This window comes from Micromonospora sp. SCSIO 07396 (assembly GCF_053667945.1).
In genome coordinates this window covers 7095158-7113129 of sequence record NZ_CM132210.1, presented here as the reverse complement: position 1 = coordinate 7113129, position 17972 = coordinate 7095158, and the positions used below count along the sequence as shown (strand labels likewise).

Here is a 17972-nt window from a genome sequence, read left to right as displayed (position 1 = left end):
GTCGCCCCGATGAGCGGACCACTGCCGGACCCGTTCGCCGGTCAGCCCGACTGGGCACCACTTCCACCACGGCCGGTCGAGATCGTCCCCGCCACCGGCCGGGTCGAACTGCGCGGCCGGCGGGTCCTCGTCGGGCTCCCCGGCCTCGGTTGGCGGGGAGACCTCCGCGCCGACGAGCGGGTGGTGCAGGGCAGCCGGACCTACGTGCCGGTCATCCCCGAGCACGAGTGGTACCGGGCGGAGGCCGACCAGGTGGAGGTCTTCGCCCCGCTCGTCCCCGTGGAACGGGTCTGGGTGGAGACCCTGGGTGACCGGCCTGCACCCACCGGACCGATCCGCGAGCAGGGGATCCAGCTCGTCTCGTTGGACGGGCCGACCCACCGGGCCCCCACCCCGGTCTTCGAGACCGACGCGGTCAGCGGACGACGGGTGGTACACGTCGAGGACGCCGTCGAACACCGCGACCTGCGTGCGGTGACCGAGTCCTACTCCGGTGCCGACGGCGACATCTGCGTCCGGGTCACGCCGGAACTGGAGTGGTACCGCTGGGCCTGGCGTGGGCAGCCGCCCACCACGATGGAGATCCCCGTCCACCTACTGTGGATTGAATAGCCTTTAGACAGCCTTACGTGCGCCGCAGACACGCCAGCCGTCACGAATTTCGATGACATCGAAAGTCCAGTCCTCCCGACGGCTGCTGCGCTGCTGACCGTTGGACGAACCGGAAATGGTCAGGGTTGTCGTCACGGACTCACCTTGAGGAGTTTCCATCCTGGTCAATGCCCCCCAGCCAACTCTTACCTCAACATTGAATTTTCTTTCTCGCTGCTGAAACTCCGCACGGAGGGCCGCAAGCGCACCTAGATCTGCATCGTCGCAGACGAGAAGCTCGGCGCGGGTGTCGTTTTCGTTGACCAGGAATTCACGGAGATAGTTGTCGACGACGACGTCCGGGGCGCTGCGGTCCGGGGTCGCGGCCCGCTCGTACAGCACGTAGCCGGTGATCCCACCGCCGACGCAGAGCAACGCCAGCACCCCGGCCACGACGGTGAGGACGGTCCGGAGCCGGCGGGTCGGACGCTGCGGCACCGGCAGCGGCGCAGGGGGGGCCGAGTGCTCCGGTGGGGTCCGCTGCGCCGGAACTCGGGACACCTGGGAACCGGCGGGGGGCTGCACTGATTCCACCCCCTGAGGCTATCGGCTGGACGCTCCGTTCCCAATGCCCCGGAAGCTGCGGATCGTGACAGGACGACCCCGGGAGGTGAGAGTTAGCCGCGATTTGCGACAAGCCTGGCGCACCGCCGCCGCGCTTCCCGGAGGAGCGGCGGGGGCTGGGATACGGTCTGCAGTCGGGGAGGCTTCCCGTCGCGAACAGCGGGGTGGACGCGCCTCGGAAAGAGGGGTGGACGCGGTGGCCGGTCCCAAGGCTCGCACGAACCGCGCCGCAGCCCTGCACCGTCGGGCCGCTGCGACCGTTGCCGCTGCCGTCACGGTCCTCGACGAGATCCGTCCGGCCCCCGCCGACCAGCGTCGACAGTACGAGCTGGCGGCCCGCCTGCGGCACGCCGCCGCCCTGCTCGCCCCGGGCTGGGCCGGGAACGCCCTGGAGGACCTGACGCCCGACGCCCCGTGTGGTGAGGAGCATCCGCCCTTCGTACGGATCGGTACGGCGGCCCCGTTGGAGGATGCGCGCTTCCCGGCGCTGGTGCCGCTGCTCGGCTCGGCTCATCTGACCCTCGACGGGGACGTCCGTGACATCCGGGTGGCTGGTCTCGTCCGGGCCGTGTTGTTGCGTCTGCTGGCGGCCACTCCGGCGGGCTGCCTGCTGGTCCGGGGCGTCGACGGCACCGCCGCGCCGGGCACCGCGGGCACCGGCACGGACGACACCACCGTCAGCCCCGGCCCAGGCACCGGCAGAGCCGGCACCGCAGGAGCCGAACCCCGGAACGTCACCGTCACCGCCACCGACAACGCGAGCACCGCAACGCGCAACGGTGCACCACAGGAGGCCCGGAGCGGCACCGTCTTCGCCCCGTTCACCGCGCTGGCCGACGCCGGCCTGTTCCCGCCTCCGGCGACTGACGCGGCCGGGCTGCGGGCGGTGCTCGCCGAGGCCGAGCAGTGGGTCTCCCCGGGGGCCGGCCGGCCCCGCCGGCACGACCGGACGCTGCTGCTGGTGATCGCCGGGCTGCCCGCGTCGTCCGGGCCGAGTGACCTGGACCGGATCGCAGCGCTCGCCGAGCGGGCTCGGGGCACCGGTCTGCACCTGGTGGTCGCCGGCTGGCCGGCGGCCCGGCCACCGCTGCCGCAGGCCACCCCGGTACGGCTGCGCACGTCGTACGCGCTGCTGGGTGATCCGCCGGGGAGCCCGTTCAGCGGGCCGGGCACCGACCCGCCGGGCGGCCTCAACTGTCCCGTCCTCGTCGACGAGGACCCCGGCCCGGAGCTGATCGGGGCCGTCTGCCGCCGGCTGGCCGACCAGATCGAGGCGGGCTCCCGGTTGGGTCTCGCCGAGTTGCTGCCGCCCGGGGACGCGCCGCTCTGGGCGTCCTCGTCGGTCGACGGCCTGTCCACCACCGTGGGCGACGCCGGCGGCCGGCCGGTCACCGTGGGCTTCACCGAGTTGACCCCGCACTGGCTGGTCAGCGGCCGGTCGGACGCGGACCGGGGGGCCTTCCTGACCAACACGCTGCTCGGTCTGGCAGCCCGGTACGGTCCGGACGAACTGGCCCTTTACCTGGTGGATCTGGGTGCCGGGGAGTCGTTCGTGGAGTTCCTCCAGACCCGGCGGGACAGGTCGTGGGTGCCGCAGGTCCGCGCGGCGGGGATGGCCGCCGACCCGGAGTACGTGCGGGACCTCTTCGACCAGTTGGCGGCGGAGATCCACCGCCGGGAGGAGGCGGCGGCGCGGGCCGGTGGTCAGCGTTTCGCCGAGCTGCGTGAGCATCAGGCGCTGCCGCGCGTCGTCTGCGTCATCGACAACTTTCCGCTGTTGCTGGCGGATCGGGATCCGGTGGCTGCCGAGGTGCTGAGCCGGTTGGACGGGCTGGCCCGGTCCGGTCGCGGGTACGGCGTACACCTGGTGCTGGCCGGCGTGGGTGACCTGGGTGTCGGCGCGGGTCCGGCCCCCCGGGACTCGGTGCTGGGGCAGTTCCCGGTGCGGGTAGCGCTCGCCGGGGGCAGTGCGGTGCTGATGCCGACCAACGACGCCGCCGCCGGTCTGGCGGTGGGTAGTGCCGTGGTCAACACCGCGGGTGGGCTGGGTGGCCCACGCGGCGCGACCCGCGGGCACGAGCGGTTGATCCGGTTCCCGGACCCGCACGACGCCCCGGAGGTGGTGCAGGAACTGCGGCACCGGCTGTTCGCGGCACGGCCGCAGGATGCCGTACCGCCTGTGGTGTTCGCGGGTTGGGCCCGGCCGTTGCTGGGCAACGATCCTCGGATGCGCGCCGCCGTGGCCGGCGGGTGCGGGGCACCGGCGGCGCTGCTGGGTCGGGCGGTCGACGTGGCCCGGACGACCGTTGCGGTGCCGCTGGGCCCGGTGGCCGGCCAGAATCTGGCTGTCCTCGGGCCCGGTTCGGGGGCGGCGGCGCTGCTGGCGACGGCCGCGCGCAGCACCGCCGCACACCATCCGCCGGGTGGCGCGGAGTTCGTGCTCGCGCCGCTGGCCGAGGGGTCCGCGCCGCTGGCCGCCGCCCTCGCCGCCGAGCTGGGCGAGCGCCACCGGGTGTCGACGGTGGACGGGCCGGGGTTGCTGACCGCTCCTGCGGGTGCCGGCCCGACCTACCTGGTGGTGTTCGGGGTGGACGTGCCCCCGGCGGAGGAGTTGCCCGTGGACCGGCTGCGTGCGCTGCTGCGGGAGGGTCCGCCGGCGGGCCGGCACCTGCTGGGCTGGTGGCGGACGGTGCCGCCGCTGGCCGGGCTGGTGGAGCCGGACGGCGAGGTGGGAAAGCTGACGGCGGTCGCGGCGGTCGACGTACCGGGTGCGCAGCTCGCCGCGCTCTTCGGGCATCCGGTGCAGTGGCGGCCCCGGCCGGCCCGGGTGGTCCTCTGGGACACCACCGACGACCGGGGCACGGTCCTGGTGCCGTTCGCCGACGAGGAGGAACATCGGCCGTGAGCATCGACGACGCCGTGACGGTGGCTCCGGTCCGGCAGCAGGCCGGCAGCGGGCCGGCTCCGTCGGTGGCCGCCGCCTGGACCGACTACCTGGCCGCCGCCCGTCAGCTCGACGGGGTACGCCGGGGCGCGGCGACGGCCGCCGCCGACCAGGCCCGGGCGGTCGAGGGGGCCCGTGCCGAGTTGGACGGGGTGCGTGCCCGCCTGACGCCGCAGCAGGCCCGGCTGCGGGAGTTGGGCGTACCGGCGATCTCGCTGACCCCGACGCCGCCGGAACTGACCGAGGCGACCCGGGCGATGGCTGGCGGTCCGGCGGCGGTGCTGGCCGGCCTCCGGACGGCCCAGGGCTGGGTGGAGGGCGCCGACGCGGCGCTGGCGGCACGCGGTTCGTTGCGGTCGGCGGCCTGGCCGCCCCGGTTGCGCAACCTGCTGGTGTACGGCCCACTGGCGCTGGTCGTGCCGCTGGTGCAGCTGCTGCTCCTGGTGACCCTCGGCACCGGGCCGGTGGTCGTGGTGGCGCTGCTGGTGGGTCTGCCGTTGCCGGCGGTGTCGTTCGCGGCCGGCTGGGTGGGGGTGGGTCGGTTGTTCCCGCCGGGGCCTGACGGCCGGTGGGACCGTACGCCCCGGCTGGGGTTGCTGACCTGCCTGATTCCGGCGGTGGTGACCGCCGCCGGGATCACGTTGGCGTTGCTGGCCGGTTGACCGGGGCGCGCCCCCGGCGGGGCGGCGGGCCGTCCAGGCGGCGGTTCAGCGGGGGATGATCAGCGACATCGCCTCGGCGCGGGACTTCGCGTCGTGCTGGAGCACGCCCCGTACCGCCGAGGTGATGGTCTTGGCGCCGCTCTTCTGGATGCCGCGCATGGCCATGCACATGTGCTCGCAGTCCAGTATCACGATGACGCCACGCGGTTCCAGCTTGCTCATCAGCAGGTCGGCGATCTGCGAGGTGAGCCGCTCCTGCACCTGCGGGCGGCGGGCGAACACCTCGACCAGCCGGGCCAGCTTGGACAGGCCGGTGATCCGGCCGTCGGGGCCGGGGATGTAGCCGATGTGCGCGCTGCCCCGGAACGGGAGCAGGTGGTGCTCGCAGAGGCTCATCACGTCGATGTCCCGGACGAGCACCAACTCCTCGTGGTTGGCCTCGAAGGTGGTGCTGAGCACCTGGGACGGGTCGACCCGCAGGCCGGCGAAGAGCTCGGCGTACGCGCGGGCGACCCGGGCCGGGGTCTGCTGGAGGCCGTCCCGGTCGGGGTCCTCGCCGACCGCGATGAGGATCTCGCGGACCGCCTTCTCGATCCGGCCGAGGTCCATGGTGTCCTCGATCGGGCGACCGTTGAGCTTGCCGCTGATCAACCGGGCGGCGACGTAGTCCAACGTCTCGTCACCGGGCTCGGTGGACGAGACGGCCAGCCCCGGATTGTCGGGGCTGGCCGCGGCGTCGGTGTTCAGTGCAGACCGTCCGAGTTGTTCGTGGCCCCGCCGACGGAGATGCCGTCGGCCGTGGCCTGCGCCTTGAGCTTCTCCTTCTCGGCCGGGGTGAGCACCGGCGGCTCGGTGGAGGGCAGACGCTTGCCGAAGCCGTTGTACGGGGCCATCGGCGGGCGCTTGACCACCCGGGAGCAGATCCGGGCCATGTCGGCGGTGGAGAGGGTTTCCTTCTCCATCAGCTCCAGGACCATGTTGTCCAGGACGTCCCGGTACTCCACCAGGATCTCCCAGGCCTCGTCGTGGGCCAGCTCGATCAGGGCCCGCATCTCGCCGTCGATCTCGGCGGCGACCGAGTCGGAGTAGTCCCGCTCGTGGCCCATGTTGCGGCCGAGGAACGGCTCGTCCCCGCTGGTGCCGTACTTGATCGCGCCGAGCTTCGAGCTCATGCCGTACTGCGTGATCATCGCGCGGGCCAACTGGGTGGCCTTCTCGATGTCGTTGCCGGCCCCGGTGGTGGGCTCGTGGAAGACGAGTTCCTCGGCGGCCCGGCCACCCAGGGCGTACGCCAGGGTGTCGATCATCTCGGCCCGGGTCTGGGTGTACTTGTCCTCGGTCGGCAGGACCAGGGTGTGCCCCAGCGAACGGCCCCGGGACAGGATGGTCACCTTGTGCACCGGCGCGGCGTGCGGCAGCGCCCAGGCGACCAGCGCGTGCCCACCCTCGTGGTACGCGGTGATCTTCTTCTCCTGGTCGCTCATCACCCGGGTCCGGCGCTGCGGCCCGGCGATCACCCGGTCGATCGACTCCTCCAGCGAGTCGTTGGTGATCGCCCGCTGTTCCTTGCGGGCGGTGAGCAGCGCCGACTCGTTGATCACGTTGGCCAGGTCGGCACCGGAGAAGCCTGGGGTACGCCTGGCGACCGCGTCGAGGTCGACGTCGGGCGTGAACGGCTTGCCCTTGGCGTGCACCCGCAGGATGGCCTTGCGGCCCTCCATGTCGGGGGCGTCGACCGGGATCTGCCTGTCGAACCGGCCCGGACGCAGCAGCGCCGGGTCGAGGATGTCCGGCCGGTTGGTGGCGGCGATCAGGATGACCCCGCCCTTGGTGTCGAAGCCGTCCATCTCGACGAGCAGCTGGTTGAGGGTCTGCTCCCGCTCGTCGTGGCCGCCGCCCATGCCGGCGCCACGGTGCCGGCCGACGGCGTCGATCTCGTCGACGAAGACGATCGCCGGGGCGTTCGCCTTGGCCTGCTCGAAGAGGTCGCGGACCCGGCTGGCACCGACACCGACGAACATCTCGACGAAGTCGGAGCCGGAGATCGAGTAGAACGGCACCCCGGCCTCACCGGCGACGGCGCGGGCCAGCAGCGTCTTACCGGTACCGGGCGGACCGAAGAGCAGCACGCCCTTCGGGATCTTGGCACCCAGGGCCTGGTACTTCGCCGGGTTCTGGAGGAAGTCCTTGATCTCGTGGAGTTCCTCCACCGCCTCCTCGGCCCCGGCGACGTCCGCGAAGGTCGTCTTCGGGGTGTCCTTGGTGATCATCTTCGCCTTGGACTTGCCGAAGTTGAGCACCCGGGAGCCGCCACCCTGCATCTGCGACATGAAGAACAGCAGCAGGAGCACGAGCAGCGCGATCGGCAACAGGTTGACCAGCAGGCTCACCCAGATGCTGTCGGACGACACCTTGGCGTCGGCCGGGCCGGTGACCCGGTTGGCCGCCTTGGCCTCCAGCACCTCGTTCCAGACCTGCTCGCCGGCCTGGTAGGGGAACTGGGCCTCGATCCGGTCGGTCGTGGTGTCGCCGAACTTGGTCTTCTCGGCCAGGTTGAGCTGGAGCGTCTGCTCCTTGTCCTGGAAGACGACCTTGTTGATCTTGGCGGTGTGCAGTTGGTCGAGCGCAACGGAAGTGTCCACCCGGTGGTAGCTGGGACCAGCGGTGAACAGCTGACTGAGCACAACGGCGCCGAGGATGACCAGGATGATCCAGACCACCGGTCGGCGGAAGAAACGCGTACGTTCCATGCTGTTGTCGAGCGCCGAGGCGCCCGCATCCTCCTGATCGACGTCCTGACCGTCTGAATGGTGTCGCCGCCGGGGGCGGCGTCGAGCCGCCGTGCGGGCCGGCCTCGACCCCGAGGCGCGCGAACTGCCGCACCGCGGTCATTCGACGGTACACCGTGCACGCGACACGGGAGCTTGCGAGCCCCGCAGTTACGCGTACGGCGAACCGGGGTTTCAGCCGGCGTGCCGGGGAACGTGCGCACCGGAACCGTCGACCGCCCGGTCATGCGGGTCGGGGTCCCGGACGCGGAGATGTCCCACGCCACCAGTACCCACCGTAGTCGGACTGCCTGGGAGCCCGCTGAACGTCCGCTCGACGACGACAGGTCCGGGCAGAGCTCAGGCGCGGGCGTAGACCTCGGGCTTGAGCACCCCGACGTAGGGCAGTTCGCGGTAGCGCTCACCGAAGTCGAGGCCGTAGCCGACCACGAACTCGGTGGGGATGTCGAAGCCGACGTACTTGACCGGCACCGTGACCTTCACCGCGTCGGGCTTACGGAACAGGGCCACCACCTCGACGCTGGCGGCCGACCGGGATTCCAGGTACCGCAGCAGCCAGGACAGGGTCAGCCCGGAGTCGACGATGTCCTCGACCACCACCACGTGCCGGCCGGCGATGTCCCGGTCGAGGTCCTTGAGGATGCGCACCACACCGGAGGAGGTGGTGCCCTGGCCGTACGAGGAGATGGCCATGAAGTCCAGCTCGACGGGCGGACCCTGCCGGCCCAGCGCGCGGGCGAAGTCGGCCATGAACATGACCGCGCCCTTGAGGACGCAGACGAGCAGCAGTCCGTCGGTGACCCCGGCGTAGTCCGCCGAGACCTGCTTGGCCAGCTCCGCCGTCTTCTCGCGGATCTGCGCCTCGGAGATGATCACGTGATCGATGTCGGCGTCGTACCAGGAGCCGTCAGCCATGGTCCTAGCCTGCCGTACGCCGGAGGGCCCGCGTCGGCGGGGCCGCCGCTTTTGGCGCGGTCCCGCCCCGAATTTTCCGGCACAACGGAATCAATCACCTCAGCAGGTGCGGGATCGCCAGCGGCGACCCTCCTCGGTGGGCTTCCAGTCGGCCGAGTCGCGGGTGTCGGCGGTCAGGCCGAACGCCGAGGCGGCGGTCAGCGCGGCGAGAAAGAGCAGGAACAACAGGAACTGCATGGCGGCGCTCACTTTCTCCTGTTCTGAGTGGTTTTCGCCGCCGGCGCGCACCGGGCTCATTCCAGTTTCCGCCGGTGGTCCGGGGCGGGACAGTGGCAGCCATGCCACACACCCTCGATTTCCTGCCATCTCTCCGGTTACCCTCGTCACATGATTCGATCGGTGGCCGTCATCGCGTTGGACCAGGTGGCCGTCTTCGAGCTGGGTGTGCTCACCGAGGTGTTCGGCACCGACCGCACCGAAGACGACTTCCCCGGCTACCGGTTCACCGTCTGCACCGCCGACGGCGACCCGGTCCGTACCGCCTCCGGGTTCGGCCTCACCCCGCACGCCGACCTCGCCCCGGTCGATGACGCCGACCTGGTCGCCGTGCCCGCGTACACCCAGGGGGGTGAGGTGCCCGAGGCGGTGCTGGCCGCGCTACGCCGCGCCGCCGACCGGGGGGCGTACGTGTTCAGCCTCTGCTCGGCGGCGTTCGTGCTCGGCGCGGCCGGCCTGCTCGACGGCCGGGAGTGCACCACCCACTGGAAGTACGCCGACGAGCTGCAACGCCGCCACCCCTCGGCCCGGGTCCGGTGCAACGACCTCTACGTGGCCGACGGGCCGGTGCTGACCAGTGCCGGCACCGCCGCCGGAATCGACGCCTGCCTGCACCTGGTACGCCAGGAACACGGCTCGGTCACCGCCACCCGGCTGGCCCGCCGGATGGTGGTACCCCCGCACCGCGACGGCGGCCAGTCCCAGTACGTCGAGGCGCCGATCCCAGCCACCCCCGACGCGCCCACCCTCGAACCGGTGCTGAGCTGGCTGATGGGGCACCTGGACCGGCCGACCACGGTGGACGAGCTGGCCGCCCGCGCCGGCATGTCACCGCGGACCTTCGCCCGCCGGTTCCGGGCCGAGACCGGCACCACCCCACACGACTGGCTGACCAACCAACGGGTGCTGCTGGCCCGCCGGCTGCTGGAGGAGACCCGGCTGAGCGTGGAGAGCGTCGCCGGCCGCTCGGGTTTCCCCGACGCCGCCGCCCTGCGCCACCACTTCGCCCGGCGGGTCGGCACCACCCCGCAGGGCTACCGCGCCACCTTCCGCGACCGGGTCCCCACCGCCTGAGCCGCCGGGGCCGCGCCGGGGGTCAGTAGCCCAGCGCCGCGCCGTCGACCCGGGGCTCCGCGCCGACCACCCAGCCGCCGGCCGGGTCACGCCACAGCGCCTGGCCGTACCCGAAGACGGACGGCTCGTCGGCGACGGTGACCTCGTGGCCCCGGGCGCGCAACCCCGCGACCAGGCCGGGCTCGGCCGCCAAGGCCGGCTCGACCAGCAGGGTCCGGCCGGCGTGCCAGTACCAGCGGGGGGCGTCCAGGGCGGCCTGCGGATCACGGCCGTCGTCGACGGTCGCGGCGACCAGCTGCACGTGCCCCTGCGGCTGCATGTGCCCGCCCATCACCCCGAACGGGCCGACCGGTGCGCCGTCGCGGGTCAGGAAACCCGGGATGATCGTGTGGAAGGGCCGCTTGGCCGGCCCCACCACGTTGGGGTGGCCCGGGTCGAGCCGGAAACCGGTGCCCCGGTTCTGCAGGGCGAAACCGTATCCGGGCAGCACCACCCGGGAACCGAACCCCAGGTAGGTGGACTGGATCAGGCTGACCATCAGACCGCCCGCGTCGGCCGTGCAGAGGTAGACGGTGCCGCCCCGCTCGGGCGTACCGGCCACCGGGTCGCCGGCCCGGTCGGTGAGCAGCGCCCGCCGCGCCGCCAGGTAGCCCGGGTCGAGCAGGCCGGCGGTCGGCACGTCGACGCGTTCCGGATCGGCCACGTGGGCGTGCGCGTCGGCGAAGCCGAGCTTGACCGCCTCCACCTGCCGGTGCACCCGGTCCAGCGGGTCGGCGGCCGGGTCGAGACCGTCGAGGACGCCCAGCGCCTGCAGCGCCGCCAGCCCCTGCCCCGGCGGCGGCAGCTCCCACACCTCGTGCCCCCGGTAGCGGACGCTGACCGGGTCGACCCAGGTCGAGGTGTGCCCAGCCAGGTCGGCGGCGGTGAGCAGGCCACCGGTACGGGCGGCGTGCCGGTCCAGCGCCTGCGCGACCGCACCCCGGTAGAAGTCCTCCGCGCCGCTGGCGGCGATCAGGCGTAGCGTCCGGGCCGCCGCCGGGTTGCGCCAGCGTTCGCCGGGCCGGGGCGCCCGGCCGGCCACCGTGAAGACCCGGTCGAACTCGGTGAACTCGGCGCCCGCCGGCACCGGCTGTGCCAGCGCGCGGGCCCAGGTGGCGGCGGTGCCGGTGGAGACGGGGTGACCGTGTTCGGCGTACCCGACCGCGTCGGCGAAGAGGTCGGCGAAGGGCAGCACGCCGAACCGGTCGTGCAGGTCGCGCCAGCCGGCCGGCGCACCGGGCACCGTCACCGGCAGCCAGCCCCGGGCGGGCATCGCCGGCCCGGACGCCTGCGCGCCACCGAGCGCCGCCACAGGTTCCGCCGCCATCCCGCCGGTGGCCGCCAGCACCACCTCCCGGGTCAGCCCGGCCGGTGACCGCCCGGCGGCGGCGAGACCGTGCAGCCGGTCGCCGTCCCAGACGATGGCGAACAGGTCACCACCGATGTCGTTGGACGGCGGCTGCACCACGGTCAACGTGATCGCGGTGGCCAGCGCCGCGTCGACGGCGTTGCCGCCGCGCCGCAGCACGGCCAGGCCCGCCGCCGCCGCGAGCGGATGGCTGGTCGAGACGGCACCGTGCGGGGCGAACAGGGCACTGCGGGGGTACGCCATCAGCCCTGTCTACCGCACCGCAGCGGGCCCGCCCAGGTCGACGGGGAGCAGCCGGCCGTCCCGACGCGCGACGCGTACGCCACCCGGCAGGGCGGTCGGGCCCTGCCCGCGCCAGGCGGTGACCAGCGCGTCCAACGCGTCCACGTGCCGGTGGGAGAGCGCACCGGGAGGGGCCCCCAGCTCCCGCGCCCAGGCGTGCAGCACCCGGCTGCGGACCGCACCCGGCAACCCGGCCAGCGCCACGACCGACAGACCCCCACCGTCGCGCACGGGGAGCCCCACCCCGTCGGGCCGGGGTTGCGGGGTGCCGAGGGCGGCGGTGGCCAGGTCGTCCAGGGCGGCGGTGTCGGCGGCGAGCAGTCGGGCCGTACGCGCCAGGTTGTCCACCACCCCGTCGCCGAGCGCCGCGACCAGCGCCGGCAGCGCGTCGGCGCGGACCCGGGCCCGGGCGTACGACGGATCGGTGTTGTGCGGGTCCTGCCACGGGGTCAGGCCGAGCGCCGCGCACGCGTCGCGGGTCTGCGCCCGGGTGACGTCGAGCAGGGGGCGCAGCAGCGGCACCCCGGCCAGGTCCCGCCGGGCGGGCATCCCGGCCAGCCCGCGCGGGCCGGCCCCCCGGGCGAGCGCCAGCAGCACCGTCTCAGCCTGGTCGTCGCGGGTGTGTCCGAGCAGGACGGCGCTGGCCCGGTGCCGGCGGGCGGCGTTCGAGAGCCCCTGGTAGCGGGCCTGCCGGGCGGCGGCCTCGGGGCCACCGGGACGACCGGCCACCGTCACCGGCACCGCCTCCACCGGATCGAAGCCGACTCTCGCGGCCCACTCGGCCACGGCGGCGGCGCGCCCGGCCGACCCGGCCTGCAAGCCGTGGTCGACGGTCACCAGACCGGCCGGTCGGCCGACCCGGGACGTCACGAAGGCGGTGGCGGCGGCGAGGGCGAGCGAGTCCGCCCCGCCCGAGCACGCCACCAGCACCGGCCCGTCGACGGGGAGCCCGGCCAGGGCACGGCGTACCGCGACCCGGACGGCTGCCACCGCCGGATCGGGGGACGACCCGCGGGCGGCACCGGTGCCATGCCGCCCGACCACGGCCTCCTTCATGACGGGCCCGGTCGGCGGTGCGGCAGGGGGCGGCCCGGCCACCGGGTCGGCGGGGGTGGGCCGGCCGGCCACCGGGGTCAGCCGGCGGTCGGGGTGGCGCCGGCCGGCCCGTGCACCCGGGCCACCCAGGCGGCCGGGTCGCCCAGCTCGTCGAGCCGGGGCAGGGTCAGCGGCGAACCGAAGATCTTGTTGAAGCCGGGCATGCCGACCTGCTCGACCACGCCGTGCACGAACTTGCGGCCCTCGGCGTACTGGCGCATCTTGACGTCCACGCCGAGCAGCCGGCGGATCGCCTTCTCCAGCGGGTTGCCCGCCTCGCGGCGGCGGTTGAACCCCGCCCGGATCCGCTCCACGCTGGGGATGACCTGCGGGCCGACGCCGTCCATCACGAACTCGGCGTGCCCCTCCAGCAGGGTCATCAGCGCGGTGAGCCGGTCCAGCACGGCCCGCTGCGCCGGGGTCTGCACGATGTCCAGCACGCTGGTGCGGCTGTCCGGGTCGCGGACCGCGTCCGACAGGGTGGACACCCCCCGGCGCAGCCGCTCGACCAGGTGCTCGGTGCCCTGCGAGGCGTCCACGAACGCCTGCACCTCACCCAGGAAGTACGCCCGCATCCACGGCACGGCGGTGAACTGGGTGCGGTGGGTGACCTCGTGCAGGCACACCCAGAGCCGGAAGTCGCGCGGGTCGGCCCCGAGCTTGCGTTCCACCTCGACGATGTTCGGCGCGACCAGCAGCAGCTGCCCCGGATCGGCCGAGAAGACCTCGTACTGGCCGAGCACCCGGCCGGAGAGGTACGCCAGCACGGTGCCGGCCTGCACCCCGGTGAGCCGGGAGCCGACCGCCTCGGTGAGCACGCCTGGCGGCTTGTCGCCGGAGAGCCGGCTGACCAGCGGGGTGATCACCTCACGCAGGCCGGCGATGTTGGTGGCCGCCCAGTCCCGCCGGTCCACCACCCGCACCGGCGGGTGGCTGACCTGTGGGCGCAGCCCCGTGTAGTCGGCGACGTGCCCGGCCGCCTCGTCGGTGAGCCGGCGCAGATCGCCGACCACCCCGGTCGCCTCCGCGTACGACACGCGGGGGCCCGACTTGCTCAGCGCCCCCGCGGTGGCGGCGGCCAGATCCCAGTCCACGAACTGCGCCATGCCACCCACCGTACCCGCGCCGCGACACCCCGGCCGGTTGCGCGCGTCCGGGCCGCCCTGCGGCCGGGCCGACGCGTCCCACCGGCCGGGGCGCGGTCCCCGCCCACCCGGGGCAGACGGGTGCCGTCGCTCAACGGCAGCCGCAGCCGGCCAGCGCGCCGGCGATCCGGTCCAGCGCCGCCCGGGTCACCTCCGGGTCGCCCGCCGGGGCCCGGTCGGTGAGCACGGCGAAGGTGAGCAGCCGGCCGTCGCGGGTGGTGACCAGGCCGGCGATGGCGTGCACCCCGGTCAGGGTGCCGGTCTTGGCCCGGACCACGCCGGCTCCGGCGGCGGTCTCCGTCGACTCGTAGCGACCGCCGAGGGTGCCCGACCAGGCGGCCACCGGCAGGCCGCCGAAGATCGCGGTCAACTCCGGGTGGGTGCCGTTGCCGGCCACCGCGATCAGGTCGGTGAGCAGCGAGGGGCTGATCCGGTTGCTCCGGGACAGTCCGCTGCCGTCGGCGAGGCTGATCTCGTCGGCCGGCAGTCCCAGCTCGCCGATCACCTCGTCCGTCGCCGCCGCGCCACCGGCGAAGGACGCCTGCTGGTTGCGGGCCAGGGCCACCTGGCGGGCCAGGGCCTCGGCGATCACGTTGTCACTGTCGGTGATCATGATGTCGACCAGCCGGACCATCGGCAGCGACTCGACCTTGCCCAACTCGGTGCCGGGCGCGGGCGCGCCGGTCGCCGTCGCGCCGCCGTCCGCCGGTGCGGTGCCCCGGACCACCCCGCCCTCGGGCAGGCCGAGCAGCCGGGCGAACGAGCGGCCGGCGGCCAGGTCCGGTTCGGCGTACCGGGTGGCCGCACCGTGGCTGTCGGCGAAGTTCTTCCGCGCCCCCACCGGGTCCCGGCGTGCCCCGTCGGTCATCAGCGCGGTGATCGACGCGCCGAAGCCGCCGGTCGGGATGTCCGCGTCCCAGCCCGGGCCGTGGACCGGGCCGGGGAAGAGCGTGGAGTCGACCACCACCCGGGTCGGCGCGGTGCCGCCGAGGGCCTGTTTCACCTGCGTCGCGAGCGCGTCGAGGCGGGCCGCGCCGGGGTAGAAGCCGTTTTTGTCCACGGCCAGCGTCGGGTCGCCGCCACCGACCAGCACCACCTCGCCCGGACTCGCCCCGGCCACCGCCCGGGTGGCGATCCGGTAGCCGGGACCCCGCGCCTTGAGCACGGTCACCCCGGTGGCGAGCTTGGTGACCGAGGCGGGCACGGTGGCGTCGTCGCCGCCCTTGGCGTACAGCGGTTCGCCGGTGACCACGTCGGCCACCGACAGGTTGACCCGGCTGCCCAGGGCGGCGGAAACGGTCAGCGGCTCGACTGCGGCGCGTACCCCGGCGGGGGTCGGCGCCGGTGCGGCGGCGTCGGGGCCGGCGAGCACCGGCACCGGGTCGGGCTCGGGGGGACGCGCGGAGGGCGACGGGGTGCTCGTCGCGCCCAGCCAGCCGGCGACCGGGCCAGGGCGGAGCACCGCCGCCGCGCCGGCGAGACCCGCCAGCAGCACGACGACCAGCACCACCGGCACCCACCGTCGACGCCGACGCGACGCGCCGGTGGCGGGCGGCGCGGAACCGGGACGGGCCGACGGCTCCGCAGGGGGCGACGCCACGTCCGGACGGCCGACGACCGGGGCCGCACCCCGGTGCGGGGAAGAGCCGGCAACCGGGGCGGAACCGGCGACCGACGCGGAACCTACGGCCGGGGCGGCACCGGACGGGGGGAACGGGGGCGACACCGGGGCGGACCCGACGGCCGGCCGGTCACCGGCTGCCGACGGCGGACGCCAGGCCGGCGGTGGCGGGTGCTCGCCGGTCCGACCGGTGACCGGCGGTTCGGGCGTCGACTCGGGGCGACGGGGGACGTTCGCGTCGGGCACCGAGACCCGACCGGTGGCACCGCCGGTCACGGACCGGCCCGATCCCCGACCGTCAAGCCCCTCCGGGCGGTAGTGTGAATCTTCCCTCCCCACGACCCCCTCCTCCCGCCGCCGAACTCGCCTGGGTGACACTACTTCGGTCCGAAGACTATGCGGCGTCCGGAGCCGACGGGTGGCCATTCATCCGCACCGGGGACGTCAGTGGTTCCGTTCAGCCAGCGTGGGCAGACGAGGGAGCGTGGGAGATGGATTTCGACGTCACGGTTGAGATCCCGAAGGGTCACCGCAACAAGTACGAGGTGGACCACGCGACGGGCCGGATCCGGCTGGACCGCACCCTGTTCACGTCGACCCAGTACCCGGCCGACTACGGCTTCATCGAGGGCACCCTCGGCGAGGACGGCGACCCGCTGGACGCGCTGGTGCTGGTCCCCGAGCCGACCTTCCCGGGCTGCCTGATCCGCTGCCGCACCATCGGCATGTTCCGGATGACCGACGAGAAGGGCGGCGACGACAAGGTCCTCTGCGTGCCCTACGAGGACCCGCGTCAGGAGCACCTGCGCGACATCCACCACCTGGGCGAGTTCGACCGGCTGGAGATCCAGCACTTCTTCGAGGTCTACAAGGACCTCGAACCGGGCAAGTCGGTCGAGGGCGCGACCTGGGTCGGCCGGGTCGAGGCCGAGGCCGAGGTGCTGGCCTCCTACCAGCGGGCCCGCGACGCCGAGGCGCAGGGCGGCACCGCGCACTGACCGGCTTGCCGCGAGCGGCCCGGGCCTGACGGTCCGGGCCTTCGTCGTCGCCCGGCCGGCGGCGGTCAACCCAGCAGGCCCCGGGCCGCGTCGTAGAGGTCCAGCACCGCGCAGGCCACCGGGACCACCGCCACCACCAGCGCGGTGTCGCTCAGGTCGGCCACCCGACCGAGGTACGGCGAGACCGGCCGCCGGGCGTACGTCGTGCCGGCGGCGACGGCGAGCAGGGCGACGACCAGCCCGCCCCCGCTCAACGCCAGCAGACCGGGGGCACCGGGCCGGTCGGCGAGCACCGCCCCGAGCACCGCGAACCCGGCCAGCCCGGCCGTGACCGGGGGCACCCGGTGCCGGACGGCCACGAACGTCCGGGACCGCAGCAGCAGAACCGCCGCGCCGACGGCCACCAGCACCCGTCCGGCGGGCCCACCGTCGGCGGCGAGCACCAGCACGGCGGCCACCACCGCGACCGCGTGCCCCAGCAGCATCCCGGTCAGCATCTCCTCGCTGCGGGCCACCGCCGTGTGCACCCGGGCCCGGTCCGGCAGGTCCCGTACGCCGTCCGGGCCACCCGTGGGGCCGGCCGGCAGGGTGATCGGCGGCAGCGGCACCTTGCCCAGCCGGATCGCCAGCAGCGGCAGCGCCCCGAGGACGAAGACCAGTACGCAGAGCAGCACGGCGGCGGTGCCGGCCGGGTCGAGCAGCAGCCCGCCCAGACCGGCGAGCGCGCCCACCGTGCCGGCCGTCGCGCCGGCCACGAAGACCCGCAGCCGGGTGGCGACGCCGAGCAGGCCCAGCACGGCGGCCAGGAGCAGCGCCACCGCCCCGGCGAGCAGTTCGGGCGCGCCGAGCCAGGGCAGTGGCCGGAACGCCCCCACCGGGTCGCCCGAGCTGACCGCGAGCGCACCGGCTGCGGCGGCGTACGGCAGGGCGTAGCCGCCGAGGGTGGCCCCGGTCGGGCCGTCGCCGTACGCCCGGGAGGCGGCGGTGCCGGCGAGGGTGAGCAGTAGCGCGACCGCGACCGCGGCGGGCCAGGCGGCGGGCTGCCCCGGACCGGCGGCCAGCACGGCGAGCAGCCCCACGGCGAGCGGGACGGCCGCGCCGGCCAGCACGGCCGCCCGGGTCGTCGCCGGCGACCAGGCCGCACCCCGGCGGCGCGCGCCGTCGGCGATGGCCTCGACCACGTCGTCGTACTCCAGTTCGGGCCACTGGTCGTGGGCGGGCACCAGGTGCAGCACCTCGCCGTCGCGCACACCCTGCGGGAGCAGCGGCTGCGCGGTGACCAGCACCGCCCCGTCGGTACGCCGCAGCACCCAGCCGCCGTGCCGTTCGCCGTCGTCGGCCAGCCCCTCCCCGGCGTGCCGGAGCACCTCGGGCAGCAGCTCGGCCAGGGGGATCTGCTCCGGCAGGGCCACGTCGACGCGTCGCCCGGGCGCGCTGATGGTGACCCTGGCCAGCCCGATGGTCATCGACTGGACTCCATATCGATCGGGAGCGGCGGCTGACGGACGACGCGCACTTTACCTACGATGAGCCAGGTTCGGGTTACCG

Annotated in this window: 15 protein-coding genes; 5 read left to right on the top strand and 10 right to left on the bottom strand. The window is 74.3% G+C overall.

From position 1 onward, the window contains the following. Positions 1-9: 9 nt before the first annotated feature. Positions 10-612, top strand: coding sequence for a hypothetical protein (locus ACWCHM_RS31275; protein ID WP_204957450.1), 603 nt, complete (start codon positions 10-12; stop codon positions 610-612). A 3-nt stretch (positions 613-615) separates the two neighbouring features. Here the strand turns inward: ACWCHM_RS31275 and ACWCHM_RS31270 are convergent, their stop codons facing one another. Then, on the bottom strand, positions 616-1176 hold the full coding sequence (locus ACWCHM_RS31270; protein WP_454223230.1) for a hypothetical protein: 561 nt from the start codon (positions 1174-1176) through the stop codon (positions 616-618). A 226-nt stretch (positions 1177-1402) separates the two neighbouring features. On the opposite strand from ACWCHM_RS31270, the gene ACWCHM_RS31265 reads away from it, so the two are divergent. Both ACWCHM_RS31265 and ACWCHM_RS31260 read left to right on the top strand, forming a co-directional pair. Then, positions 1403-4120, top strand: coding sequence for an FtsK/SpoIIIE domain-containing protein (locus ACWCHM_RS31265; RefSeq protein WP_454220987.1), 2718 nt, complete (start codon positions 1403-1405; stop codon positions 4118-4120). Beyond that, positions 4021-4821, top strand: a complete 801-nt coding sequence (locus ACWCHM_RS31260; protein ID WP_454220986.1) for a hypothetical protein — start codon at positions 4021-4023, stop codon at positions 4819-4821. Before ACWCHM_RS31265 ends, ACWCHM_RS31260 begins: the two co-directional genes overlap by 100 nt. Before the next feature lie 45 nt (positions 4822-4866). On the opposite strand, the gene folE is transcribed toward ACWCHM_RS31260, so the two are convergent. The 4 genes from folE to ACWCHM_RS31240 form a co-directional block, all read right to left on the bottom strand. Further along, positions 4867-5529, bottom strand: a complete 663-nt coding sequence (gene folE, locus ACWCHM_RS31255) for a GTP cyclohydrolase I FolE (protein WP_204958145.1) — start codon at positions 5527-5529, stop codon at positions 4867-4869. A 35-nt stretch (positions 5530-5564) separates the two neighbouring features. Then, complete coding sequence (gene ftsH / locus ACWCHM_RS31250) at positions 5565-7571, bottom strand: ATP-dependent zinc metalloprotease FtsH (RefSeq protein ID WP_145922108.1); 2007 nt, start codon at positions 7569-7571, stop codon at positions 5565-5567. A gap of 378 nt (positions 7572-7949) precedes the next feature. Continuing rightward, the gene (hpt, locus tag ACWCHM_RS31245; protein WP_067302270.1) at positions 7950-8525 is read right to left on the bottom strand and encodes a hypoxanthine phosphoribosyltransferase; all 576 of its coding nucleotides are present in this window, start codon (positions 8523-8525) and stop codon (positions 7950-7952) included. Positions 8526-8624: 99 nt separating this feature from the next. Beyond that, entirely contained in the window at positions 8625-8762 is a 138-nt protein-coding gene (locus tag ACWCHM_RS31240; RefSeq protein ID WP_169733054.1) for a hypothetical protein, read from the bottom strand. Positions 8763-8912: 150 nt separating this feature from the next. On the opposite strand from ACWCHM_RS31240, the gene ACWCHM_RS31235 reads away from it, so the two are divergent. Beyond that, a complete protein-coding gene (locus ACWCHM_RS31235; protein WP_454220984.1) occupies positions 8913-9875 on the top strand; it encodes a GlxA family transcriptional regulator in 963 nt (320 codons plus the stop codon). A gap of 22 nt (positions 9876-9897) precedes the next feature. Here the strand turns inward: ACWCHM_RS31235 and ACWCHM_RS31230 are convergent, their stop codons facing one another. From ACWCHM_RS31230 to dacB, 4 genes are all read right to left on the bottom strand, one after another. Beyond that, positions 9898-11526 (bottom strand): gamma-glutamyltransferase family protein, encoded by a 1629-nt coding sequence (locus ACWCHM_RS31230; RefSeq protein WP_454220983.1) that lies wholly within the window; start codon positions 11524-11526, stop codon positions 9898-9900. Positions 11527-11535: 9 nt separating this feature from the next. Beyond that, entirely contained in the window at positions 11536-12621 is a 1086-nt protein-coding gene (gene tilS / locus ACWCHM_RS31225) for a tRNA lysidine(34) synthetase TilS (RefSeq protein WP_454220982.1), read from the bottom strand. 77 nt (positions 12622-12698) lie between these two features. Beyond that, a complete protein-coding gene (locus tag ACWCHM_RS31220; protein ID WP_281902289.1) occupies positions 12699-13766 on the bottom strand; it encodes a zinc-dependent metalloprotease in 1068 nt (355 codons plus the stop codon). 130 nt (positions 13767-13896) lie between these two features. Further along, complete coding sequence (dacB, locus tag ACWCHM_RS31215; protein ID WP_454220981.1) at positions 13897-15405, bottom strand: D-alanyl-D-alanine carboxypeptidase/D-alanyl-D-alanine endopeptidase; 1509 nt, start codon at positions 15403-15405, stop codon at positions 13897-13899. A gap of 512 nt (positions 15406-15917) precedes the next feature. Here dacB and ACWCHM_RS31210 point away from each other — a divergent pair. Beyond that, positions 15918-16424: an inorganic diphosphatase gene (locus tag ACWCHM_RS31210; RefSeq protein WP_204927072.1), complete on the top strand. Its 507-nt coding sequence runs from the start codon at positions 15918-15920 to the stop codon at positions 16422-16424. A gap of 65 nt (positions 16425-16489) precedes the next feature. Here the strand turns inward: ACWCHM_RS31210 and eccD are convergent, their stop codons facing one another. Beyond that, positions 16490-17890 (bottom strand): type VII secretion integral membrane protein EccD, encoded by a 1401-nt coding sequence (gene eccD, locus ACWCHM_RS31205; protein ID WP_454220980.1) that lies wholly within the window; start codon positions 17888-17890, stop codon positions 16490-16492. Positions 17891-17972 lie beyond the last annotated feature (82 nt).

Excerpts from the sequence above, each read along its gene's own strand:
- ACWCHM_RS31275 (WP_204957450.1), top strand. The coding sequence starts at position 10 with ATGAGCGGACCACTGCCGGACCCGTTCGCCGGTCAGCCCGACTGGGCA.
- ftsH (WP_145922108.1), bottom strand. The coding sequence starts at position 7,571 with ATGGAACGTACGCGTTTCTTCCGCCGACCGGTGGTCTGGATCATCCTG.
- hpt (WP_067302270.1), bottom strand. The coding sequence starts at position 8,525 with ATGGCTGACGGCTCCTGGTACGACGCCGACATCGATCACGTGATCATC.
- ACWCHM_RS31240 (WP_169733054.1), bottom strand. The coding sequence starts at position 8,762 with ATGCAGTTCCTGTTGTTCCTGCTCTTTCTCGCCGCGCTGACCGCCGCC.
- ACWCHM_RS31235 (WP_454220984.1), top strand. The coding sequence starts at position 8,913 with ATGATTCGATCGGTGGCCGTCATCGCGTTGGACCAGGTGGCCGTCTTC.
- ACWCHM_RS31230 (WP_454220983.1), bottom strand. The coding sequence starts at position 11,526 with ATGGCGTACCCCCGCAGTGCCCTGTTCGCCCCGCACGGTGCCGTCTCG.
- tilS (WP_454220982.1), bottom strand. The coding sequence starts at position 12,621 with ATGAAGGAGGCCGTGGTCGGGCGGCATGGCACCGGTGCCGCCCGCGGG.
- ACWCHM_RS31220 (WP_281902289.1), bottom strand. The coding sequence starts at position 13,766 with ATGGCGCAGTTCGTGGACTGGGATCTGGCCGCCGCCACCGCGGGGGCG.
- ACWCHM_RS31210 (WP_204927072.1), top strand. The coding sequence starts at position 15,918 with ATGGATTTCGACGTCACGGTTGAGATCCCGAAGGGTCACCGCAACAAG.
- eccD (WP_454220980.1), bottom strand. The coding sequence starts at position 17,890 with ATGACCATCGGGCTGGCCAGGGTCACCATCAGCGCGCCCGGGCGACGC.